Consider the following 24698-nt stretch of genomic DNA (forward strand, 5'->3'; position numbering starts at 1 on the left):
GTTGGAGGGGGTGCGGAGGTCTCTTCCGGGGTTCATGGTGCCGTCGGTGGTGGTGTTGGGGGAGTTTCCGGTGACGGTGCATGGGAAGTTGGACCGTAAAGCCCTCCCGGACACTGATTTTGCGAGCGCTGCGTTTCGGACTCCCGCCACTCCTGCCGAAATCGGAATCGCCCGTGCTGTTGCCGACGTTCTCGGTCTCGACCAGGTGGGTGCCGACGACAGTTTCTTCGAACTCGGCGGGGATTCCCTCAGCGCCACTCGAGTCATCGCCCGCATCAACGCCGCATTGCACACCAATATGGGGGTCAATGCACTGTTCGACGCCCCCGTGGTCGCGGACCTGGCGGCCTCGATAGATCCAATCGACTCCGCGCCGGGCGAGCCTGGACTCGAGGAAGCTACTCGTGTGCCCCTCACGAGTAGGGCACGGCCAGAACGTATTCCGCTGTCGTTCGCGCAATCGCGGATGTGGTTCGTCAACCAGTTCGACACGTCGTCTCCGCTCTACAACATCCCCGTCGCACTACAACTGGACGGGTTCCTGGATTCGGGTGCGCTCCAAGCCGCGCTGGGTGATGTGGTGGAACGGCACGAATCCCTTCGAACGATCTTTCCTGCGTCCGCAGACGGGCCCTACCAGGTGATCGCCGAACCCGCGGTCGCTGCTCCTCGAATCCACCCCGTGCCGATTCCCGGCGAGGGGCTTTTCACGGACTTGCGCGCGTTCTTCGACATCGGATTCGATGTGTCCGAAGAGTTCCCGCTGCACGTGAGGTTACTCCGAACCGGACCGGAGCAGCATGTACTCGCGATCGTTGTTCACCACATCGCCGCAGACGGCTTCTCGATGGCACCACTGGCACGCGACCTGATGAGTGCATATACCGCGCGCACGCAAGGTCGGAGCCCGGACTGGGTGCCGCTGCCGATTCAGTACGCCGACTACACCCTCTGGCAGCGTGAGATCGTCGACGCAGACGTTGGTCCGGAAACTTCGCCCTCGGCCGAATTCGATTATTGGACAGCGAAGCTGTCGGGTATTCCGGACGTCTTGCCGCTCCCTCTCGATAGACCACGAACCTCGAAACGGTCTGCCGAGGGCGCGGTGGTTTCGATGGACTTCTCGCCCGAGATCCATCGAGCTTTGAACGAACTCGCACACCAGAACGGTTCGTCTCTGTTCATGGTGATGCATGCGGCTCTGGCGGTATTGCTGGCACGGCTCACTACAGCGGACGACGTAGTGATCGGGACTCCGGTCGCAGGTCGCGGTGCATCGGTGTTCGACGATGTGGTCGGGATGTTCGTCAACACGCTCGTCCTTCGCACACCTGTCTCATCCGGAGCAACCTTTGCCGAGGTGTTAGCCGCGGTGCGGTCAACGGATCTCGGTGCTCTGGACCATGCAGACATCCCCTTCGAGAGGTTGGTGGATTACCTCTCGCCCGACCGTTCCACCGAGCATTCACCTCTGTTTCAGGTACTCCTCGAATTCCAGACCGATACGGGACTGCGCTTCGACTTGCCGGAACTGACGGTTCGCTCGCTCGACGTCGATCTCGCGGTTGCGAAATTCGATCTGCAACTGAGTGTGATGGAGCACGTCGACGAGCACGGTGAGCCCGCTGGTATCAGCGCCGGTTTCCGTTATGCAACAGATATTTTCGATCGAATGTCGGTGGCGCGCATCGCGGCGCGCTTCGAAAGAGTGATCGGCGCCGTGACCGAGAACCAGTCGGTGGTCGTCGGTGATATCGACATGATTCTGGCCGGCGAACTCAGCGGGGTGCTGGTTGCGCCCACGCCCTCTGGCGCCGGAACAGACGAGGATTCGTTGTCGGATCTCTTCGATCGCACAGCGCTGACGTCCGGTGATGCCGTGGCGGTGCGCTGCGGCGGATTGTCGGTTACGTACCGCGAACTCGACGAGCGAGCAAACCGCCTTGCTCGACTGTTGGTGGCGCAGGGGGTGGGGCCGGAAACCTTGGTGGCAGTCGCGATGGCCCGCTCGATCGACCTGATGGTGGCATTGCTGGCGGTGGTGAAGGCGGGTGGCGGATACGTACCGGTGGACTCGACTTCTCCGGTAAACCGGGTGGACTTCGTGCTGCGTGACACCCGGCCGAAGTGTGTGTTGACCACCCGGGCCGACGGCGACTACATACGAGACAGTGACGCAATCGCAGACAGCGAGATTCCAGTGATTGCGGTAGACGACCCGGTAATTCTCGATGCGCTGCACAGGTTTTCTCCGCTTGCGGTGACCGACCGAGATCGGCTGCTACCGCTCCGACCCGAATCGGTGGCCTACGTGATCTATACCTCGGGGTCCACCGGGCGCCCGAAGGGGGTGCAGGTTTCTCACCGCAGCGTAGTGACGTTGCTGGCAAACACCAGAGCGCTCTTCGGCTTCGGCAGCGGCGATGTGTGGACGATGTTCCATTCGGAGGCATTCGACTTCTCGGTCTGGGAAATGTGGGGCGCACTCGCACACGGTGGCCGACTGGTACTGGTCGACTACTTCACGGCCCGTTCACCAGAGGCATTCCTCGAATTGCTACGGCACGAACGTGTCACGGTGCTCAATCAAACTCCCACTGCCTTCTATCAATTGGCGGAAGCCGACCGGCTTACCGGGGGTGCGGCCCTGTCATTGCGCTACGTGATCTTCGGCGGAGAAGCGCTCGACTTCGGACAGTTGACGCGCTGGTACGCCCGTCGCGGGACTTCGTCACCAGATCTGGTCAACATGTACGGCATCACGGAGACCACTGTGCACGTCAGCCATTTACCGCTCGATCGTGTGCTGGTGCGTCAACGATCGGCCTCGGTGATTGGTCGGGCGTTACCCGGATTGCGTGTGTATGTGTTGGATCAGCGGTTGCACCCGGTGCCGCCCGGTGTGGTGGGTGAACTGTATGTCTCCGGTGATCAGGTTTCACGCGGATACCTCGGCCGGTTCGGTCTGACGTCCGCGCGGTTCATTCCCGACCTCGCGGTCAGTGGTGCGCGTATGTATCGGTCCGGTGACCTGGGGCGCTGGAATGACAGCGGGCAGCTGGAGTACCTCGGACGAAACGATCTGCAGGTGCAGGTGAAGGGGTACCGAATCGAACTCGGCGAGGTGGAGGCTGCACTGCTCTCCGGAGTGGGCGTGTCTCAGTCGGCGGTGGTAGCCCGCAGAGACCGGTTGGTGGGCTACGTGGTGCCGGAGTCCGGTGCCACTATCTCTCCGGCGGCGTTGCTCGAGTATGTCTCACAGAGGTTGGCGCCCCACATGGTCCCCGCTGTCGTGACGGTTCTCGAGGGTTTGCCGCTGACGGTGAACGGAAAGCTCGACCGGAATGCATTGCCTGAACCTGACTTCGGGCGACAGGCAACCGTAAGTCGTGGCCCCGCGTCCGCGACGGAAAACATCCTTGCGAGTCTGTTCGCCGAAGTTCTGGGACTCGAGGAGGTGGGGGTCGACGATTCGTTCTTCACTCTCGGCGGTGACTCGATCATGTCCATCCAGTTGGTGACGCGCGCCAGGTCTGCCGGAGTTCTGATCACACCGCGCGAGGTGTTCGAACGCAAAACTGTTGCGGCGCTGTCCGAGACGGCCGGAACGGCTGGCAACCGTGTCGTCGTCGACGAATTACCTGGCGGCGGCGTCGGTGAGATCGAATTGACGCCGATCGTCGAATGGATCCTTGACCGTGGTGGAGATTTTCGCCGGTACTCCCAATCTGTTCTGCTCTCGGTTCCTGCCACGCTCGACGAGGTCACGCTGACACTGGCCATGCAGGCTGTGCTGGACCACCACGACATCCTCCGCGCGGGCATCCGGGCGACGCATCATCCTGAATCCGCTCGGCGGATGGACGTTGCGCCTGTAGGTACGGTGCGAGCGGAGACCGTCGTACGCCACGGGAGCCTCGGGGGTTCTGCCGCGGAGACGGTCTCGACAGAACTCGACGCAGCTCTGGGGCGGCTCGACCCGGAGGCAGGTGTGATGGTGCAGGCAGTCCTGCTCGACACCGACGGGCAGATTCAAAAGGACCGGCAGAGCCGGAAACGGTTGCTACTGGTAGCGCACCATCTGGTGACGGACGGTGTTTCCTGGCGAATCCTGATCCCCGATCTTGCACTTGCCTGTGCGCAGGTGCAGTCAGGCGTCGACCCGTCACTTGCTCCGGTCGGAACCTCGATGCGTCGATGGGCACATGGCCTCGTCGACGCCGCGTGCGAGCCCGATCGGGTGGCTGAGATCGACTATTGGCGAGAGGTGCTCGAGGGTCCCGATCCGACTCTGGGTGTGCACGCCCTGACGAAGAGGGACACCGCCTCGGCCACCATTGACATCGAAGTACGAGTTCCCACGGGATTGACCGAGGCCGTGTCGACGACAGTTCCGCAGGCGATTCACGGGAGCGTCGAGGACGGATTGTTGACGGCTTTGGCACTTGCGATGGTCCGCTGGCGCATGGACCGCGGCATCGACAATCCGGAGACATTGATCAGTCTCGAGGGGCACGGACGCGAGGAACAGGTGGTTCCCGGGGCAGATCTTGCTCGCACGGTGGGATGGTTCACGACGATCTTCCCGGTGCGGATCGATCTGAGCGGAGTGGATCCGGGTGACGCCTTCGCCGGCGGCCCGGCTGCCGGCGTCGCTGCCAAGACTGTCAAGGAACAACTCCGGGCGGTGCCGGACCGCGGCATCGGCTTCGGGTTGCTGCGCTATCTGAACCGCGAAACGGCACACACTCTTTCGCAACTTCCGGTGCCTCAGATCAGCTTCAACTACCTCGGACGCGTCGGTGGAACCGACGCCGACGCTTCAGCGGGATGGGTACCGATCCGTGACGAGGACCTGCGGACGGTTGCGGCCGTCGATCTCCCACTCGCCAGCGTCCTCGAGGTCAACGTGATGACGGTCGACAGCGATACCGAGAACGGTCCGCAGCTCGTTGCCGGCTGGACGTTCCCACCGGACATTCTGGGTGCGGACGACGTTCGGCAACTGGGGCAGTGGTGGCTCGACGCACTGGCCGGGCTCGGAGAGTTCGCGGCGGGCGGCGGCGGATTCACACCCTCGGACTTCGATCTGGTCGATCTTCGACAGGAGGCGATCGACGACCTCGAAAGTCGGTGTCCCGACCTGAGCGATGTCTGGCCACTCTCTCCACTGCAAGCGGGGTTGTTGTTCCACGCCGAATTGGCCGAACGATCGGTCGACGCATACCTCGTACAAGTGGCTCTCGATCTAGCCGGCGCAGTCGATTCGGAGCGCCTGCGCCGCGCCGCCGACGCGCTGCTCGGCCGGCATGAGAACCTGCGTACCGCCTTCCTTCACAGCGCCGACGGCCGTGCCGTCCAGGTGGTCCGAAGCAACGTGGCAGCGCCGTGGCAGGAAATCGACCTCACGGGTGCACCAGATCAGGAAATTGATCGAGCGCTGGCCGAGGACCGAGCGCGCCCGTTCGACATGGCACGGGCGCCGTTGATCCGATTCACCCTGATCGCTCTCGCCCCCGAAAAGTTCACGCTCGTGCTCACCAATCATCACATCCTTCTGGACGGCTGGTCCATGCCCCTGCTGATCCGGGAATTGGCGACGCTCTATGCCGCCGACGGTCAAGTGGCGGCCTTGCCTCACGCGCGCGCGTATCGCGACTATCTGACCTGGATGAGCCGCCGCGATCAGCAAGCTTCCCGAGCTGTGTGGGCGAGGACGCTGAGCGGAGTCGAAGGACCGACGCTGTTGGCTCCAGCGGTTCGATCGCGTCGACTCTCCACCATGGCGGCCGAGTGGGTGTTCGATCTGGACGAGGAATTCACAACCTCACTTCGCGGAATGGCGCGTGAACTCGGGCTGACGATCAACACGATTGTTCAGGCATCGTGGGGGATCGTCCTTGCTGCACTGACCGGGAGAGACGATGTGGTGTTCGGAGCGACGGTGTCGGGTCGACCTCCCGAGCTGACCGGGATCGAAACCATGGTCGGGCTGTTCATCAACACAATTCCGGTCCGAATCACGCTGCGCCCGAGTGAAAGTATCGGCACACTCCTCGCGCGGATCCAGGCCGAGCAAGCAGAGCTGTCGGATCACCACTGTCTCGGGCTTTCCGAGATCCACGTAGGCGCGGGGCCGGAGATCGGATTCGACACGTTGACTGTCTTCGAATCGTATCCCGTTGACCGTCAGGGGCTTTCGTCCGATACCGATATTGCGGGGGTCCGGATCACCGATGTCGAAGCCAAGGACGCTGCCCACTACCCGCTCAGCCTCGTAGCATCGGTCGACACCAGGCTCCGCCTGAAATTCGAGTACATACCCGAGGTTTTCGGTGCCGCCGACATCGAAGAGATCGCCGGACGACTGCGGCGCGTACTCGAAGCGTGTACCCAGCCGGATCGTCCCTTGGCTGTGGTGTCGGTGCTCGCAGCCTCCGAACATGCTGAATTGGTGCCAGTCCGTGGCACGGCCGGCGGGTCGTCGCGCGTCTTCCCGGAGATCTTCGACGAGGCAGCCCAGCGTGATCCGAACGCACCGGCCGTGGAATCGGCGGACGGCAGCATGACCTACGGCGAGCTGGACATCCTTTCCAATCGCATTGCTCGCATGCTCGTCTCGCACGGCCTGGGAACCGAGGACTATGTAGCGGTCGGTGTCCCACGTTCTCTCGCGTCCGTGGTGTCGATACTTGCCGTCGCCAAGACAGGCGCTGCGTTCGTGCCGATCGATCCCGACTATCCGGACGAGCGGATCAATCACATGCTGATCGATTCGAAGGTCAGCTTCGGATTGACCACCACCGCGGGCCGAGATCGATTGCCCGATATCGCGGAGTGGCTGATTATCGACGATCCGCATTTCACTAAGAAGTGCGAGGGATTCTCGGGGAGCCCGTTGACCGACAACGACCGACTCCGTCCGATCGGGTTGGATTCAGCTGCCTACGTGGTCTACACCTCGGGGTCGACCGGCGTGCCCAAGGGCGTCGTGGTCACGCAGCGAGGGCTCGACAACTTCGCCCGAGACCAGCTCGAACGCTACGGCGCAACTCCACAATCACGCACGCTGCACTTCTCCACTCCGAGTTTCGACGGGTCGCTCTTCGAATATCTGCAGGCTTTCGGAGCCGGGGCGACGATGGTTGTCGCTCCACCCGGGATCTACGGGGGCGAGGACCTGGCGCAACTTCTGGCAGAGCACGCCGTCACGCACGCGTTCGTCACCACAGCGGCATTGGCATCGGTGGACCCGGCTGGGCTGGAACAACTTTCGGAAGTCGTATTCGGGGGCGAGGCGTGCCCGCCCGACCTCGTCGCTCGCTGGGCACCTGGCCGCCGCCTGTACAACGCGTACGGACCGACCGAAGCAACGATCATGTCCAACGTCAGCCCGCCGATGACCGCCGGAGAACCAATCACCATCGGTGGACCCGTCAGGGGCGTCAGCGAACTGGTGCTCGACACTCGACTTCAAGCGGTTCCCGTCGGGGTCCCCGGCGAGCTGTACCTGGCCGGACCAGGCGTGGCACGGGGATATCACCGAAGGGCGGGGTTGACGGCAGAACGCTTTGTTGCCAACCCGGCTGACCCAGGAACGCGGATGTACCGCACCGGCGACATCGTGCGATGGACGGCGGACATGTGTGTCGAGTACGTCGGGCGAAGCGACTTCCAGGTCAAGGTTCGAGGCTTCCGTGTCGAACTCGGTGAGATCGACAGTGTGCTCATGTCGGAGCCCAACGTCGGTTTTGCCGTTACGGTTGCCGATTCCGCCCCCACTGGAGACACCCGACTCGTGTCGTACGTCGTGCCCACGGCGGGTCGACTGGACACCAGGATCCTGAGTCGCGCCGTGGCCCGGCGCTTGCCTTCGCACATGGTGCCTGCCGTTCTCACGGTGCTGGAGAACATTCCGTTGACCGCTGTCGGAAAAGTCGACCGTTCGGCGTTGCCAAGACCCGAAATCGAGACGACCACAGGGGATTTCCGTCCCCCGGTCGGCCCGGTCGAACAGGCAGTGTCGGACGTGTTCGGCGAGGTGCTCGGCCTCGAACGAGTCGGTACCGACATCAGTTTCTTCGAGCTCGGTGGAAATTCTCTGAGCGCCACTTCGGTCGCGGCGAGGCTACGGGCGGTGCTCGGAGCTACCGTAGGCGTGCGGGATCTGTTCGAGACGCCGACGGTGGCCGAGTTGGCTACGGTGATCGGCCAGTCGGTTGCCGAAGGGGCGGAGCGACTGGGACCGCGCCCCCGACCCGACAACATCCCCTTGTCGTTTGCTCAGCAGCGGATGTGGTTCGTCAATCAACTCGACACCAGTTCTCCTGCATACAACATTCCGCTCGTGGTGCGGTTGAGCGGTGAACTCGACAAACCGGCCTTGAGATCAGCGATGTCCGATGTCATCGCCCGCCACGAATCGCTGCGAACGATGTTCCCGGTCCACGGTGACGGACCGGTCCAGCACATCCTGCCCACCGAGAGCGCCGAGCTGCCGCAACTGACCGAGACATCGGTGACCGACGAACATCATCTCCGTGACGAGCTTGCCCGGATGGTCTCGGCCGGTTTCGACGTCGCCGCACGAATTCCCCTGCGGGCAGCGTTGTTCACCATCGATGAGCGCGAACACGTGCTTGCCGTAGTGGTGCACCACATCTCGGCTGACGGCTTCTCGATGTCTCCGTTGACCCGAGACGTGATGATTGCATACGAGGCCCACGCGTACGGCGGGGATCCCCAGTGGACGCCGCTTCCAGTCCAGTACGCCGACTTCGCGCTCTGGCAACGGGAGATTCTGGGCTCAGTCGACGACCCCGGGTCGGTGATCGCCGAGCAGTTGGCTTACTGGCGACGTGCATTGTCAGGTGCTCCCGACCTCTTGGAACTTCCGCTCGATCGAGACCGGCCGACGCAACAGAGTTTTCACGGCTCGCGGATTCACTTCTCGATCAGCAGTGATCTTCACCGCCGTATTCGGAACGTGTCGCGGCAGCACGAGTCCACTGCATTCATGACTGTGCATGCAGCGCTCGCGCTCTTGCTGGCACGTTTGGGCAGCACCGACGACATCGTGATCGGCACGCCGATCGCCGGCCGGGGAGATCGTGCCCTCGATGATCTGGTCGGCATGTTCGTCGGCACGCTCGCACTGCGCACACAGGTGGATCCGGCTCGATCGTTCCGGGAGTTGGTTGAGCATTGCCGCGAAGTCGACCTCGCCGCGTTCGCTCATTCCGACGTGCCCTTCGAGCGGGTAGTGGACGCGGTCGGGCCGAAACGGTCGAGCGCCTATGCACCGATTTCCTCGGTGTCGCTGGAATTCCAGAACAACAAACGACCGATTCTGAAGCTACCGGGACTGGAAGTCCGTGGGATCGACCCTGAACTCGAGGTAGTGAAGGTAGACCTGGAATTCCTTCTGGCCGAGGAGTACGACGATCGCGGTGAACCGGGAGGGATGAGCGGAGCCGTCGACTTTGCCACTGATCTCTTCGACCCCGGTACGGTCGGCGGTTTTGCCGACATGTTCGTTCGTGTGCTCGAGGCCGTGACCCGGAATCCGCAGGTACCGATCGGTGACATCGACCTACTCGGCGATCTCGAACGTCGCGAGTTGACGCCGGCGCATGGGCTCCCCGAAGTACCTCCGAAATTGTGGCCTGAGTTGTTGGCGGACGCCGTGGCGATCGATCCTGACTCGGTGGCCCTGTCGCTCGAGAACCGGCAGCTCAGTTATCGCGACCTGGACGAGTGGTCGAATCGTGTTGCCCGGGAGTTGTGCGGTCGCGGTGTGGGCCCGGAGACCTTCGTGGCACTGGGAATGCCTCGCTCGATCGAATCGGTGGTGGCGATCTGGTCGGTGACCAAAGCCGGAGCGGCTTTTGTGCCTGTCGATCCGGCCTATCCGCGCGAGCGCGTCGAATACATGCTCGCCGATTGCCGAGCCTCGCTCGGTTTGACTGTTCAGACCAGCCGAACTCACCTACCCGACGTTGTTCCCTGGCTGGAACTCGACGACCCACACTTCGCCCGGCGGGTAGCCGCGCTGTCGCCGGAACCGATCACCGATGACGATCGAACCGGTGAACTGAACCTCGATCATCCGGCCTACCTGATCTACACCTCGGGATCTACCGGGAAACCCAAGGGAGTGAACATTACTCATCGAGGTTTGGCGAGCTTCACGGCCGAAACTCGTGAGAGGTTCGAGGTCACTCACGACTCTCATGTCTCTCAGTTGGCATCGCCGAGTTTCGACGCTTCCATCTTCGAGTTGACGATGGCATTCAGCGCCTCGGCGCAAGTCGTGATCGTTCCGCCTGCTGTGTACGGTGGCGCCGAATTGGCCGATGTTTTCCGGCGCGAGCAGGTCACTCATGCCACCATTACACCGACCGCGCTGGCGGCGTTGGGTGACAACGGTTTCGAGGCGCTCCGTGTTCTCGATCTGGTGGGCGAGGCCTGCCCGCCGGAGGTCGTCGCGCAATGGGCGCCGGGTCGGAGGCTGCACAACGGCTACGGCCCGACTGAAACCACCGTGCAGGCGAGCGTCAGCGATTCGATGAAACCCGGTGCGGGAGTGAACATCGGCTCGCCGGCAGTGGGCTTCGGCTTCCTGGTGCTGGACGAGCGTTTGCAGCCCGTCCCGGTGGGCGTGCCGGGGGAGTTGTACATCATCGGTCCAGGTATGGCACGTGGGTACCATAATCGGGCGTCGCTCACGTCGGAACGATTTGTCGCGTGCTCGTACGGGTCGCCGGGGCGCCGGATGTACCGCACCGGAGATGTCGTGCGTTGGCGTGAATCCGGCGGTGACAGTGCCAAAATCGTCGGCTCCGGCGATGGAGTGCATCACACGCTCGAATACATCGGGCGCAGCGACTTCCAGGTCAAGGTCCGTGGTTTTCGGATCGAACTCGGGGAAATCGATGCAGTTCTCTCACGCCATCCGTCGGTGGACTTCGCCGCGACTGTCGGCCACACGGGACCGTCGGGTGAAACGGTCCTGGTGTCGTACGTGCGTGCGTCAGCTGCTGACGCCACCGGCACCGACGAGATACGGGCGTACGCAGCCGACCGACTACCCTCGCACATGGTTCCGTCGGCAGTGGTGCTTCTCGAGCGGATTCCGATGACACCGGTGGGCAAGCTCGACCGAAAGGCCTTACCGGAACCCGAATTCGGTTCGGCTGCAGCCGAGTTCCGCGAGCCGGTCACCGACACCGAGCGCGCCGTGGTCGACTCGTTCGTCGAGGTTCTGGGTGTCGACCGGGTGAGCACTACCGACAGCTTCTTCGACCTGGGCGGGTCCTCCCTGGTGGCCACCCGAATCGTCAGCGCACTGCACTCTCGTTTCCGACGGAGAATCCCGCTTCAGTGGATGTTCCTCGACCCGACACCCGCTGGAATCGCTCGACGCCTCGACATGCCGACAGCCGACGCCGGTATGGAAGAGCTTCTCGCCGTGGTTGTTCCACTGCGGACGAAAGGGACTGGGCGACCGCTGTTCTGTGTGCACCCCGGTATCGGCCTGTCCTGGGGGTATGCCGGCTTGGTGCGGTATCTGCCCGAGGACAGACCCGTGTACGGACTTCAGCTCCCCGCTCTCAGCGACGACGGTGACTATCAGTCGATCGAACAGTTAGCCCATCGCTACGTCGAAGAGGTGGAGGCCGTTTCGCCGGACGGGCCGTACGACTTACTCGGGTGGTCCCTTGGCGGAGTCATCGCGCACGCCATGGCCGTCGAACTGCAATCGTCCGGCCGCGACGTCGCCACACTGGCGATGATGGACAGCTACCCCGACAACGGCGATGCCCCTGCGTCAGCCGAACTCGACGTCCGAGACATACTGCGAGGACTCGGCCTCGAGATCGAGACCGACCGAGATCTGACCTTCGACGAGGCGGCGGCCGTGTTGGCCCGGAGGCTCGGGCCCGAGACGGGAGTCGACGGTCGGGACCTCGAACGGATTGCCCGAGGGTACGAGACTTCGCAGAGAATCACGCACCAGTTCGTTCCCCAGGTCTACGAAGGAGATCTGCTGATCTTCCTGGCATCCGGAGACGACGACACGATTCCGCGCGACAGGTCGCCGCAGGAATGGAGCCCACTCGTGACGGGCCGGATCGTGGAGGTGCCCGTGCGCTGCGAACACAACGAGATGATCGAACCTCCGGCCATGGCGGTCATCGGACCGGTGCTCGCCCGGGTGCTCTCGATGTTTTCCGGATACCCCGAACGGGCATGACAACTTCAAGCCACCAAGCCGCACGCCCGCGAAGCGAGCGCCACCGAGCTGTTGCCGGGCACCGCAATCGAGCACGAGGAGCGGCAATGAGAAGAATCGGACGTACTCGGGCAATGCTTGTCGTCGCCCTCGTCGCGTGGACGGGACTGTTCGGCGAAGCAGCGTTGGCCTCGGCTGACCCGGCCCCGACATCCCCTTCAGGCGGTTCAGCTCTCGATCACGTCGAGGAGATCAACGCCCGTCAGCTGACTATGTACGTCTACTCGGCTGCGATGGACAAGGTGATTCCGCTCGAGGTGATTCGGCCGGCAGACACAAGTGCGCCCCGGCCGACCCTCTATCTACTCAATGGCGCCGGCGGAGGCGAGGACACGGCGACGTGGCAGACACGGACAGACGTCGTCGACTTCTTCGGCGACAAGAACGTCAACGTCGTCAACCCGATCGGCGGTGCCTACAGCTACTACACCGACTGGGAGAAGCCCGATCCTGTTCTCGGACTGAACAAGTGGACCACCTTTCTCACCCAGGAGTTGCCACCGATCGTCGATGCCACGCTCGGGACTACGGGTACGAATGCCGTTGCCGGATTGTCGATGGCAGGTACCTCGGTTCTGAGCCTGGCCGAGGCGGCGCCATCCGTTTACCGTGCCGTCGGTGCTTTCAGCGGGTGTGCCGAGACGAGTACTCAACCCGGTCAGGACTACGTGAGATTCGTGGTCGGATTCCGCGGCGGCAACGTGGACAACATGTGGGGTCCTCCCGGCGGTCCGGGCTGGGTAGCCAACGATCCTGTGGTCAATGCCGAGAGATTGCGGGGGGTCGACCTCTACATCAGCAATGGATCGGGCCTGCCCGGCCCACACGAGAATCTGGGCGGACCGATGGTCAACGGCGACCTCGGCGTTCTGGCGAACCAGGTGATCGTGGGTGGAGTCATCGAGGCCGGGACGAACCAGTGCACCCAGCGTTTGGCCGAGCGGCTCGACTCCTTGGGCATCCCGGCCACCTATGATTTCCGGGCAACTGGCACTCACTCTTGGGGTTACTGGCAGGACGATCTTCACAACTCGTGGTCGATGATTGCCGCGTCGATCGGTGCGCGTTAGCCGGCGAACCCTGGGGTCGGTGGCTGAGTTGTTTCTCACTCCGGGACACTCTTGCCGAACCTAGCCGACCGAACTGCAGGTCAGCGGCGTTATAGTCGCCTCATGAGTTCAGAAACACTCGCTCCCCTCGACACCGACGTACTTGCGCGCAGGTTTGCGTGCCTGGGTGATCCGACGCGGCTGCGAGTGCTCCGACTTGCTGCCGGCGGTCCGATCGACGTCGACACGATTGCACACGCCGCATCACTCGAGCCGTCGGCGTTGAGTGCCCACCTCGAGGCCTTGATCGAGGTCGGTTTTGTCGAGGCTTCGGTGCGTGAAGGCACTTCGGTTGTCAGTGTTGCCGGAACGGCATACTCCGATCTGATGGCAGCGGCCGCCGTCGTGGCTGCTCGTGGTCCGGTCGAAGACACACTGGGAGTTCTTCCCGATGACGTGGTGGTGCGCCGCATGGAATCCGGCGACTGGGATGCCGTCCGCTCGATCTACCGCGAAGGAATCGACACCGGAACCGCGACGTTCACCACCTCGGTGCCATCCGCCGAGAAGCTCGACGCGCAATGGTTACCCGATCATCGATGGGTGGCCGAGATCGACGGCCGCGTCGAAGGCTGGGCGAGCCTCAGCCCGGTGTCCTCGCGAGACTGCTACCGCGGGGTCGCCGAGAACTCCATCTACATCGGTAGCGGCGCTCGCGGGCGCGGCGTGGGCAAGCTGCTGCTTCGCCGACAGGTGCAAGCCGCCGACGCCAGTGAGATCTGGACAGTGCAGTCGTCGATTTTCCCGGAGAACCGGGCAAGCGTCGCCTTGCACCAGGCCGTCGGATTCCGAGTCGTCGGCACTCGGTCGCGTATCGCTCAACTGGGTGGGCGGTGGCGTGACACGTTGTTCCTCGAACGTCGCAGCGAGGACGCTGACATCTGAGAAGAGACGCTCAGCCCTTGGCAGCGCTGACTCCGGCGCGTCGCCCGTAGAAGCTGCCGTCACCGAGGGACGTTCCGGAGGCGTATCCACCGGCGCAGACGCCGGCGGTGCAGCGTCCAGCGGCAAACAAACCCGGGATCGGTTCGCCGGAGACGTGGATGACCTCCGAGTTGATCGACGTGCGCAGGCCGCCGAGCGTGAATCCGGCGGTGAAATTGCGAAGATCGAGCGCAGCGACGGGTGAGCCGATCGGCTTGACCCACTCCTTCTTCTTACCGAGTACCGGGTCTTCACCACGGGCGGCGTGCCGGTTGTAGACCTCGACCGTCGACTGAAGGGTGCCTTCCGGCAGGCCCATGTCGGATTCGAGTTCCTCGACGGTCTCGGCCACCCACTTGGGCTGGAATCTGAAGAACGGTGTGGAACTGTCGGCGGCGCAGCCCTCTTCGTAGGAAGCTTCGTCGATGATCAGGTAGGCCTGATTCTCGTTGCGCAGCAGCGTCTCCTGGCCGATTCTTCCCGGATACGTGTCCTCGTTGACGTAGCGCTGGCCGCGTCCGTTGACGAGAATGCCGCGGATCATCAACTGGGGGTCGCCGAAGAATGCGACCTCGGTGGCGTCCATGTGCGCGAGGTCGGCCCCGAGAGCCTGCGCCATCTGGATGGACTTTCCGTCGTGCTCTTCGATAGCCGCACCGGGGCGCCCGATCAGCCGTGGGGCGTACGACTGAATCATCGCTTCGTTGTAGGCGAAGCTTCCCGTCGCCAGTACGACACCCGTGCGTGCTCGAACTGCCACTTCCTTGCCGTACTGCTTGGCGATGATGCCGACCACTCGATCTCCGTCGACGACCAGGCGCTGGACTCGCATGTCGTATTCTGCTCGTACGCCGAGGCTTTCGGCCGTCTCGATCAGTGGCTTCATCAACATGAAACCACCGCCCTTCTCCCCGGTGCGCTTGCCGCTCATCTGTGGAACGTGCCCGCGAGGGGCCGGTGTCGCGATCGTGTTGAACGGTGCCGAGTTCTCGCCGCCGGAATACATGAGTCCGTCGTCGAAGGGTGTTTCCCAGCCGGGTTGGCCGTAGAAACTCTCCTTGAACGGCACACCGTTGTCGACGAGCCAGTTGTAGTGCTCGACGCTGCCTTCGCAGTAGTCGGTGATCTTCTCCTCGTCGGCGCCGGGACCGAGTGCGGCCATCATGAACGATTTCATGTTGGCGGGGGAGTCCTCGAACCCGAGTGCCTGCTGCAACGGGGTCCCGCCGCCCAGATAGATGAATCCGCCTGCCAGCGCCGCAGCGCCGCCCCAGCCGCTCGTGCGCTCGAGCACCAACACGTCGGCGCCCGCTCGCGCGGCCTCGATCGAAGCACTCACTCCGGCAATGCCGTAGCCGGCGACGACGACGTCAGCCTCGAAGTGCCACTGCTCGATGTTTGCGGAGGACTGCGGACGGATTGAGCTGGCCTCGGCCATGGATTCGGATCCTTCGTTCTTCTGGTTGGTTGGTGGGGGAATCGGTGGGTGTGATCGATGCCCTGATGGCAGTATCTCGACCGAAAGTCAGTCGGTGTCCGTTTTCGCGGAATCGGCCGCGGCCTTCTCCTTGGCGCGCGCGGCCTTACGTCTGTCGGCCTTCACGGCGATCAGCGCATTGTTGAGCCCGGTGGCCAGCGGCCAGCCGACGTAGTGGCACAGGAAGATTGCGGCCTCTTCGAACTGCTGCTCGGTCAACTCCTCGTTGTGGAGAGCAGCGTTGATCTGGATCTTCGCCACATCGTTCTGCCCCTGGGCGGTGATGGCACCGATCAGGAGTAGTCGTCGATCACGTACCGACAGTCCCGGTCGCGTCCAGATGTCGGCAAAGAGGTGGTCGGCGGTGACCGCGAAGAAGTCGCCGGGAACGTCGGCGGGAAGCTCCCAGCCGTACACCTCGTTCATCTTCGCGACGCCACGAGCACGGGCCTCGGAGATGCGGCTTTCGTCGGTTCCACCGGCATCGGTCATGTGAGTGGTGTCGGTCATGCGTGCTCCCGAATAGTAGATGCCGTTGAAGGTTCGGCCGGCCTGTCTTCGCTGTCATTCCCGACGCCCAGACCGGCACCGAGTCCGGCGAGCGCAAGGTGCGCGAGCGGCAGGTCGAGATTCAGCCGATCACCGAGGTCGATGGCCAAGGCCAAGTCCTTCTCCCCGAGATTGCGAACATGCCGCAGTATCGAGAACCACGGGTCGTCCTCCGAGACCGGTGCGGTGGTGTCGCGGAGCATGATCGCGCCCGCGCCACCGGTGATCGCATCGGTGTGCCTGACGACCTTTCCGAGCGTGCGGAGATCGAGTCCTGCTGCTTCGGCGAGTCGCGCGGCCTCGGTCGTGGCGGTGAACGAGACGAAGTGAAGAAGGTTGCGTGCGAGCTTCATTCGCGTTCCCGCGCCGACGTCACCGGCGTGAACCACCAGCTCGGCCCAGGATCCGAAGGGCTCGCGGACGGCTTCGAACGCCTCGTCGGAGCCGCCGATCATCACTGCCAGCCTGCCCTGCGCTGCGCCGCCGGCACCGCCACTGATCGGCGCGTCGACCAGCAGAACACCACGCTGTTGACAGATGTCAGCGAGTTCCACCGCCGTGGTGTCCGAGATAGTGGAGTGAATCGCGACGACAGTGCCTGGCTGTGCGGTCGACAGAATCCCGTGCGGCCCGCACACAACCTCGCGTACCTGCGCGTCGTCGAGCACCGTGACGGAGATGATGCTCGCCTGCGCTGCAACGTCGGCGGGCGTCGATGCTGCGCTCGCGCCCGCAGCGGTGAACGGTTCGAGCGCTTCTGCGCGGGCATCACACACCACCAGTCCGCCCGGCCAGTCCAGGAGGCGCTGCGCCATCGGCGCGCCCATGTTGCCTAGGCCGATGTATCCCAGTCTGGTTTTCGAAGCGCTGGCTTTCGGCGCCGATTGCGTCATGACCGGTACACCTGGCCTCCGTCGACGTTGAAGATCTGCCCGGTCACCCAGCCTGCGTCGTCGGAGAGGAGGAACAGGCACATGCCGACGAGATCGTCCGGTGTTCCCATGCGCTGCAACGGGATTCGTTTCACCATGTCCTTGACGATGTTGCCGGGGGTGACGGTTCGAGTCGCCTCCGTGTCGATAGGGCCGGGAGCGATGGCGTTGATCCGGATGTTCGACCAGCCGAGTTCGGTCGCGAGTTGTTGTGTCAGGCTGTTGACGCCGGCCTTCGCGAGTCCGTAGTAATTCGAGTACAGCCAGGCTGCTGTGGAGGACTGGTTGACGATCGAACCGCCCTTCGCTCGCATGTGAGGTACTACCGCCCGGCACACGTGCAATGCGCCGTCCATGTTGACGCTCATGAACTTTCGGTAGTAGTCCCAGTCCACCGTCAACAGGGAATCGATCTTCATTCCGCCGTAGATGGCAGCGTTGTTCACCAGGTGCTCGATGCTGCCGAACTGCTCGATCGTGAAGTCGGCGAGTGCCGCAGTCGACTCCCCGTCGGCGACGTCGACGTCCTTGAACACGGCATTTCCGCCGTCCGCGTTGATCTGCTTGGCGACTGCTTCACCGAGTTCGCGATTGAGGTCCGCCACGACCACGTTGGCCCCCTCCGCGGCCAGAGCGCGGGCATACGCCTCTCCGATACCCTGCGCTGCTCCGGTGACTATCGCGGTGCGACCGTCGAAACGTCCCATGTCGACCTACTTTCGTGGTGATCATTCTGTGGTGAGGGTGTGGGGTGAGGGTGTGGAATGTCAGGAAGGTGAAGCGACGAGCTTGGTTTCGAGGTATTCCTCGAAACCCGCGAGGCCCATTTCGCGGCCGATCCCGGATTGTTTGTAGCCGCCGAACGGTGCGTCGGCCGAATACCAGACGCCGCCGTTGACGCTCAGCGTTCCGGTTCTGACACCGGCAACGACGTGCGCGACGCGATCGGGATCGGTGCCCCACACCGACCCGGACAGGCCGTATGGGGAATCGTTGGCAATCCGGATAGCGTCGTCGTCGTTGTCGTACGGAAGGATCACGAGGACGGGCCCGAAAATCTCCTCCTGCGCTACGCGAGACGAGTTGTCCAGCCCGGCAATGAGAGTGGGTTCGACGAAGAAACCCCTCTCGCGATCGTCGGGACGGCCCCCACCCGTCACGATCGTGCCGCCCTCTTCGACCGCGAGGGCGAGGTAGCTCTCCACCCTGGCGCGCTGGCGCGCCGAGATGACCGGGCCACACACCGTTCCGCGCGCGCTGGGGTCGCCGGCTCGGATACCCGCCATCGCGGCAGATGCCGCGGCCAGAGCATCGTCGTACCGAGAGCGCGGCACCAGAAGTCTGGTACTGAGCGCGCATCCCTGACCGGCATGAACGCAGACGGAGAACGCGGCAACCGAGCATGCACCCTTGATGTCCGCATCGTCGAGGACGATGAATGCGGACTTACCCCCGAGTTCGAGGAAGACCTTCTTGAGAGTTTGCGCGGCCGTGGCCATCACTGTGCGTCCGGTGGCGGTGGAACCGGTGAAGGACACGAGATCGACGCGCGGATCGCTGCACAGCTGCGCGCCTAGGGAGTGATCCGTCGACGTCACGACGTTGACTACGCCGGCCGGGATCTCGGTTTCTTCTGCAATCACCTTGGCGACCAGCGCGGCGCACCAGGGCGTGTCCGGCGCGGGTTTGAGAACGATGGTGTTGCCGGCTGCGAGGGCGGGACCGAGCTTGGCGAAATTGATCTGGTGCGGAAAGTTCCACGGTGTGATTGCGCCGACGACGCCGACGGCTTCCTTGAGCAGTCGGCGATGGGTCGGAATCCCCATGGGTGACGCGTGCCCGAGATCTTGTTCCCACGAATAGGTTTCGATCAGATCGGCCCAGTAGCGAAGATCTTCGATCGGGCCTTCGAGTTGCGGACCGCTCGTCAGCATGACCGGTGCGCCGACCTCGGCGACGGTGATCTCACGCAACTCCTCGATGTGGGACTGGAGTGCATCGCACAGTTGGCGCAGGCAGCGAGCGCGAAACCCGTGATCGCGTGCCCATTCGGTGTCGTCGAACGCACGGCGCGCAGCGGCGATGGCCGCGTCCATGTCCGCGGCGGTGCCTTCGGCCGCACGGCCGATCAGTTCCTCGGTCGCCGGGTTGAAAACTTCGAAGGTCCCGCCGGATCCGGGAACCAGTTTTCCGTCGACGAGAAGTGCAGAACTGTCTGCGGGTCGAAGCGTCATAGCGCAAACCCTCTCTTTCTGGACATGTGTCTGGACTCTAGTTCACACTTGTGGTTGAGGCAATGGTTTTTGGGGCATAAGAGATTTCGAGAGCCCAGCAGTCTCGAGAGGGTCTCGGATCTGCTTCGACGAAAAGCGCCTCGTGTCCGGTGCGGCGCCGCTACGGTTCACCGCACATTCACAACCACGTCTTCACATCCACAGGAGAGAGGTCGAAATGAACAGAGTTGACGGAAAAGTGGTGTTGGTGACCGGCGCTGCTCGAGGTCAGGGGCGCAGTCACGCCGTCCGTCTCGCGCAGGAGGGCGCGCACATCATCGCCTTCGATCTGTGCGCAGACATCGCCAGCAACGAATACCCGCTCGCCAGTCCAGCCGATCTGGAGGAAACCGCTCGCCTGGTAAAAGAGGCCGGGCAGCAGGTGGTGACGGCGCGTGTCGACGTCCGTGATCGCGCCGGACTCGAAACAGCACTTGCCGAGGCGGTAGGGCAGTTGGGCGGATTGCATGTCGTCGTGGCGAACGCCGGTATCTGTCCGCTGGGCAAACACGTGTCGACCGCCGGTTTCGTCGACGCCTTCGATGTGAACTTTCTCGGTGTCGTCAATACAGTGCACGCGTCGATGGAATACCTCGGCGAAGGGGGTTCGATCATCGCGATCGGCTCTGTTGCCGGTCTGGTGCCGCAGACCGGATTCAACGGGCAACAGGCGCTCCAGGGTCCGGGTGGCGACGGATACGGCCTGGCCAAGAAGCTGATTCAGGCCTACACCAGTTCGTTGGCGCTGACCCTCGGGCCGAGTTCCATTCGCGTCAACGCGATTCATCCGACCAATGTGAACACCGACATGTTGCAGAGCATGCCGATGTACCGGACGTTCCGTCCCGACCTCGAGAATCCGACCGCCGAGGATGCGGCTGTGACGTTCCCGTTCATGCAGGCGATGCCGATCCCGTGGGTCGAACCCGCGGACATCTCGCATGCAGTCGTGTACCTGTCCTCGGACGAGTCGCGATTCGTCACCGGCCAGCAACTGCGCGTGGACGCTGGTGCCGGGATGAAGATCGGTCTGTAGTAGAACTTTTCGCGTCGCTGCTGCCTGTTCGTGGTGAATTTTCCAAGTTTCCCCATTTCGTTGCCCTGGACAGGACGCTGTAGTAACGTCCAGACACGTGTCCAGCAAACGGGGCGATTCAAGTGGCGGGGGATCGATTGTCTACGAATCCACTCGCAGGCGCCTCACGGGCAAACAGGCGGAAACTGTGGCCAGGCTTGCCGAAGCAACAGTGAAAGTTCTACGCAAACAAGAGTTTTCCGGGCTGACTGTCCGTTCGGTTGCGGCCGAAGCGGGTGTAGGAACTGCGACCGCCTACACGTATTTCGCGTCCAAGGAGCATCTCGTCGCAGAGGTTTTCTGGCGAAGACTTCAGAACTCGTCGGCGCCTGATGGCTCAGGGTTGGATCGCACCGCGCACGTGCTGTCTGTACTTCGAAATATCGCGCTGCTTCTCGCGGACGAACCGGAGGTATCGGCCGCCGTGACCAATGCACTGCTCGGATCCGACCCTGAAGTGGAACATCTTCGCGGCCGGATCGGGCTCGAGATCCATCAACGACTCGCCTCGGCGTTGGATCCGAATGGCGAACCCGAAGTGTTGGAAGCGCTCGAAATGCTTTATGCCGGGGCGCTTCTGCGGGCAGGGATCGGCTACGGAACCTACGCGCAAATCGCTGGACGCCTCGAGGCCTCAGCTCTACTGATCCTGGAGAAATCATGACAGAAGCTTTGATCGATCCGGTGGTCTTCAATCCGTACGACTACCACTTTCACGACGATCCGTATCCGACGTACAAGCGTCTGCGCGAAGAATCACCCCTGTATCACAATCCGGACGTGGGATTTTGGGCATTGTCGCGATATGCGGACGTGGTCGACGGATTCAAGGACAACAAGCGTCTGTCGAGCGCAAACGGAGTATCACTCGACCCCGCAGCCTACGGTCCACACGCGCATTATGTGATGTCGTTTCTCGCTATGGATGATCCCCGCCATATGCGGTTGCGCCAGTTGGTTTCTCGCGGATTCACACCGCGGCGTGTTGCGGAGCTCGACGGCCGGATACTCGAACTGACGAAGCAACATCTGATACCCGCGCTGGGCGCGGGGGAGTTCGACTGGATTACGGAGGTGGCGGGAAAGCTGCCGATGGACGTCATCTCCGAACTCATGGGTGTCCCCGAACCCGACCGAGCCGAACTGCGGCGCAAGGCGGATCTGGTGGTGCATCGAGAGGCGGGTGTTCTCGACGTGCCGCAACCTGCGGTGGAGGCTTCGATCAGTTTGATGGGCTACTACAAGGAGATGATCGCGCAGCGTCGCCGATCGCGGACGGACGATCTGACCTCGGCCTTGCTCGACGCCGAGATCGACGGAGACAAGCTTTCGGACCAGGAGATCCTCGGATTCATGTTTCTGATGGTCGTGGCCGGAAACGAGACCACGACCAAGCTTCTCGGAAACGCTCTGTACTGGGGTTCGCACCACCGGGAGCAGATCGCACCGGTCCTCGACGATCCCGAACGAGCCTCGGAATGGGTGGAAGAGACTCTTCGCTACGACACGTCGAGTCAGATCGTGGCTCGGACTTCGGTTGTCGACCTCGAATACCACGGGCGCACGATTCCGGCGGGGGAGAAGGTCCTGCTCCTGATCGGATCGGCCAACCGAGACGCCGACGTCTTCGACGATGCCGACAGCTTCCAGATCGGCCGGAGTTCGTCGGGCAAACTCGCGAGTTTCGGTGGTGGCGTGCACTTCTGCCTCGGTGCCCACCTTGCCAAGCTCGAAGCCAAGATCGCCCTGGCGGAGTTCGGGCGTCGGGTCAGCGACTACGAAGTCGTCGAGTCCGGAATCGAGCGTGTTCATTCGACAAATGTCCGGGGCTTTGCGGCCCTGCCGGTGAAAGTGCAGGTGCGCTGATGCCTCGTTTCGAACCCAATCCTGTTCGCCGGCCGGCACTGATCAGTGGTGCGTCGTCGGGAATCGGCACAGCCACCGCGTATGCCCTGGCCGAACTCGGGCATCCGGTTGCACTCGGTGCGCGTCGAGTCGCCGAATGCGAAGCCATCGCCGAGAAGATCCGCAGCAACGGTGGTGAAGCGTTCGCCCACTTCCTCGACGTCACGGACGGTGATTCGGTCGACGGGTTCGTCTCGGCCGCAGAGGCAGTCCACGGCCCCGCGGAAATCGTCGTCTCCGGTGCCGGAGACCTCGAATTCGGGGCTGCGGACGAGATGAATCCTGAGGCGTTTCTACGGCAGATCCAAGTTCACCTCGTCGGTGCGCAGCGATTGGCGCATCGTGTTCTCCCCGGTATGAGGCAACGACAGCGCGGTGACTTCGTACTGATCGGCTCGGATTGTGCCGAGCGCCAGCGTCCACTCATGGGTGCGTACGACGCGGCGAAGGCCGGGCTCGAGGCAATGGGGCGTCAGATGCGAATGGAGCTCGAGGGAACAGGCATTCGCGCGTCGATCGTGCGACCCGGGCCGACACTGACCGGCATGGGGATGGACACGACGCCGGAGATCATCGGACCGGTCGGGGAATCGTGGAGCAAGTGGGGGTTCGCCCGCCATGGTTACTTTCTGCGCGCCTCGGACATCGCCAATGCCATCGTCGCCGTTGTGTCGGCGCCGCGAGGAGCACACATCGTGCTCGTCGAAGTTCAGCCCGAGGCGCCACTGGACAAACTTCCCACTGCGAACTCACAGGAGACGACATGACGCACGGAGTGCAAGAGACGTCGCGAACACTGCCAGAGCCGCCGCGGGTGTCCGGCGGGGATCTCCCGCACGGGCATCTCGAGGAACTGCGAACCGACCCGATAGCGCTCATGCGCCGGGTGCGTGAGGAATGTGGTGACGTCGGCGCCTTTCAACTTGCCGACCGCACAGTGATCTTGCTGTCCGGAGCCGAGGCAAACGAGTTCTTCTTCCGCTCCACCGACGAGGATCTCGACCAACAAGCGGCTTACCCCTTCATGAAGCCGATATTCGGTGAAGGCGTCGTCTTCGACGCCAGCCCGGAGCGGCGTAAAGAGATGCTGCACAACTCGGCTCTGCGCGGCGAACAGATGCGCGGGCACGCCGCCACGATCGGCCGCGAAGTCGAGGCGATGGTCGCGCAGTGGGGAGACGAAGGCGAGATCGATCTGCTCGACTTCTTCGCCGAGCTGACCATCTATACCTCGTCGGCGTGCCTGATCGGCAAGAAGTTCCGCGACGAACTGGATGATAGCTTCGCCAAGCTGTATCACGAGCTCGAACAGGGAACGGATGCATTGGCTTTCGTGGATCCGTACGCGCCGATCGAGAGTTTCCGCCGCCGCGACGAGGCCCGGTTGGCGTTGGTCGCTCTGGTACAGGACATCATGAACGGGCGCATCGCGAATCCTCCGCAGGGCAAGGATGACCGCGACATGTTGGACGTGTTGGTCTCGGTCAAGGACGAGAACGGCGACCTCCGGTTCAGTGCCGACGAGATCACCGGAATCTTCATCTCGATGATGTTCGCCGGCCACCATACGACTTCCGGCACGGCAGCGTGGTCGCTGATCGAGATGTTGCGGCATCCCGACACCATGACGGACGTCGTCGACGAACTCGACAATCTGTACTCCGACGGCGCCGACATCAGTTTTCATGCCCTGCGCCAGATTCCGGTTCTCGAGGCTGTGGTCAAGGAAACCCTTCGACTGCATCCGCCGTTGATCATCCTGTTGCGGGTGGCACGTGGAGATTTCGAAGTGGGCGGCTTCGAGATCCGAGAGGGCCATCTTGTCGCCGCGACACCCGCGATCTCCAATCGAATCGCCGAGGACTTTCCCCGGCCGGACACCTTCGATCCCGGGAGGTACATCGACCCGAATCAAGAGGACATCGTCAACCGCTGGACGTGGATTCCGTTCGGAGCCGGCCGGCATCGCTGCGTCGGCGCTGCGTTCGCCCAGATGCAGCTCAAAGCGATCTTCTCGATCCTGCTGCGGGACTTCGAGTTCGAGATGGCGCAGCCGTCGGAATCCTACCGAAACGACCACAGCAAGATGGTCGTCCAGTTGCAGCAGCCGTGCGCGGTGAGGTACCGGCGCCGAACACGTCCCGGGCGTGAGGGGTGAT

General features: G+C 63.0%; 13 protein-coding genes. 8 read left to right on the top strand and 5 right to left on the bottom strand.

Features of this window, described 5'->3' with window-relative positions:
• From QM609_RS22935 to QM609_RS22945, 3 genes are all read left to right on the top strand, one after another.
• The coding region (locus tag QM609_RS22935; protein ID WP_283337471.1) for a non-ribosomal peptide synthetase at positions 1-12256 on the top strand (12256 nt) is incomplete at its 5' end.
• 86 nt (positions 12257-12342) lie between these two features.
• Positions 12343-13365 (top strand): alpha/beta hydrolase, encoded by a 1023-nt coding sequence (locus QM609_RS22940; protein ID WP_003944025.1) that lies wholly within the window; start codon positions 12343-12345, stop codon positions 13363-13365.
• 102 nt (positions 13366-13467) lie between these two features.
• Positions 13468-14289, top strand: coding sequence for a helix-turn-helix domain-containing GNAT family N-acetyltransferase (locus QM609_RS22945; RefSeq protein ID WP_003944042.1), 822 nt, complete (start codon positions 13468-13470; stop codon positions 14287-14289).
• Positions 14290-14299: 10 nt separating this feature from the next.
• Here the strand turns inward: QM609_RS22945 and QM609_RS22950 are convergent, their stop codons facing one another.
• The 5 genes from QM609_RS22950 to QM609_RS22970 form a co-directional block, all read right to left on the bottom strand.
• A complete protein-coding gene (locus QM609_RS22950) occupies positions 14300-15766 on the bottom strand; it encodes an FAD-dependent oxidoreductase (protein ID WP_050656861.1) in 1467 nt (488 codons plus the stop codon).
• Positions 15767-15853: 87 nt separating this feature from the next.
• Complete coding sequence (locus QM609_RS22955; protein WP_003944075.1) at positions 15854-16315, bottom strand: carboxymuconolactone decarboxylase family protein; 462 nt, start codon at positions 16313-16315, stop codon at positions 15854-15856.
• Positions 16312-17247 carry an NAD(P)-dependent oxidoreductase gene (locus QM609_RS22960; protein WP_076949008.1) on the bottom strand — a complete coding sequence of 312 codons (936 nt, stop codon included), beginning with the start codon at positions 17245-17247 and terminating at the stop codon, positions 16312-16314. The genes QM609_RS22955 and QM609_RS22960 overlap by 4 nt, the downstream gene beginning before the upstream one ends.
• Positions 17244-17993, bottom strand: a complete 750-nt coding sequence (locus QM609_RS22965; RefSeq protein ID WP_030536773.1) for an SDR family oxidoreductase — start codon at positions 17991-17993, stop codon at positions 17244-17246. The genes QM609_RS22960 and QM609_RS22965 overlap by 4 nt, the downstream gene beginning before the upstream one ends.
• A gap of 60 nt (positions 17994-18053) precedes the next feature.
• Positions 18054-19520, bottom strand: coding sequence for an aldehyde dehydrogenase (locus QM609_RS22970; protein ID WP_030536772.1), 1467 nt, complete (start codon positions 19518-19520; stop codon positions 18054-18056).
• A gap of 217 nt (positions 19521-19737) precedes the next feature.
• On the opposite strand from QM609_RS22970, the gene QM609_RS22975 reads away from it, so the two are divergent.
• From QM609_RS22975 to cyp51, 5 genes are all read left to right on the top strand, one after another.
• Complete coding sequence (locus QM609_RS22975) at positions 19738-20595, top strand: mycofactocin-coupled SDR family oxidoreductase (protein ID WP_047272231.1); 858 nt, start codon at positions 19738-19740, stop codon at positions 20593-20595.
• Positions 20596-20731: 136 nt separating this feature from the next.
• The gene (locus tag QM609_RS22980; protein ID WP_024487471.1) at positions 20732-21298 is read left to right on the top strand and encodes a TetR/AcrR family transcriptional regulator; all 567 of its coding nucleotides are present in this window, start codon (positions 20732-20734) and stop codon (positions 21296-21298) included.
• Complete coding sequence (locus QM609_RS22985) at positions 21295-22500, top strand: cytochrome P450 (RefSeq protein WP_003944019.1); 1206 nt, start codon at positions 21295-21297, stop codon at positions 22498-22500. Before QM609_RS22980 ends, QM609_RS22985 begins: the two co-directional genes overlap by 4 nt.
• Complete coding sequence (locus tag QM609_RS22990; protein WP_003944110.1) at positions 22500-23306, top strand: SDR family oxidoreductase; 807 nt, start codon at positions 22500-22502, stop codon at positions 23304-23306. The genes QM609_RS22985 and QM609_RS22990 overlap by 1 nt, the downstream gene beginning before the upstream one ends.
• Positions 23303-24697 (top strand): lanosterol 14-alpha demethylase, encoded by a 1395-nt coding sequence (gene cyp51, locus QM609_RS22995; RefSeq protein ID WP_007728646.1) that lies wholly within the window; start codon positions 23303-23305, stop codon positions 24695-24697. The genes QM609_RS22990 and cyp51 overlap by 4 nt, the downstream gene beginning before the upstream one ends.
• Position 24698 lies beyond the last annotated feature (1 nt).

It is taken from the genome of Rhodococcus sp. IEGM 1302 (assembly GCF_030056935.1).
GTDB classification, from domain to species: Bacteria; Actinomycetota; Actinomycetes; order Mycobacteriales; family Mycobacteriaceae; genus Rhodococcus_F; species Rhodococcus_F qingshengii.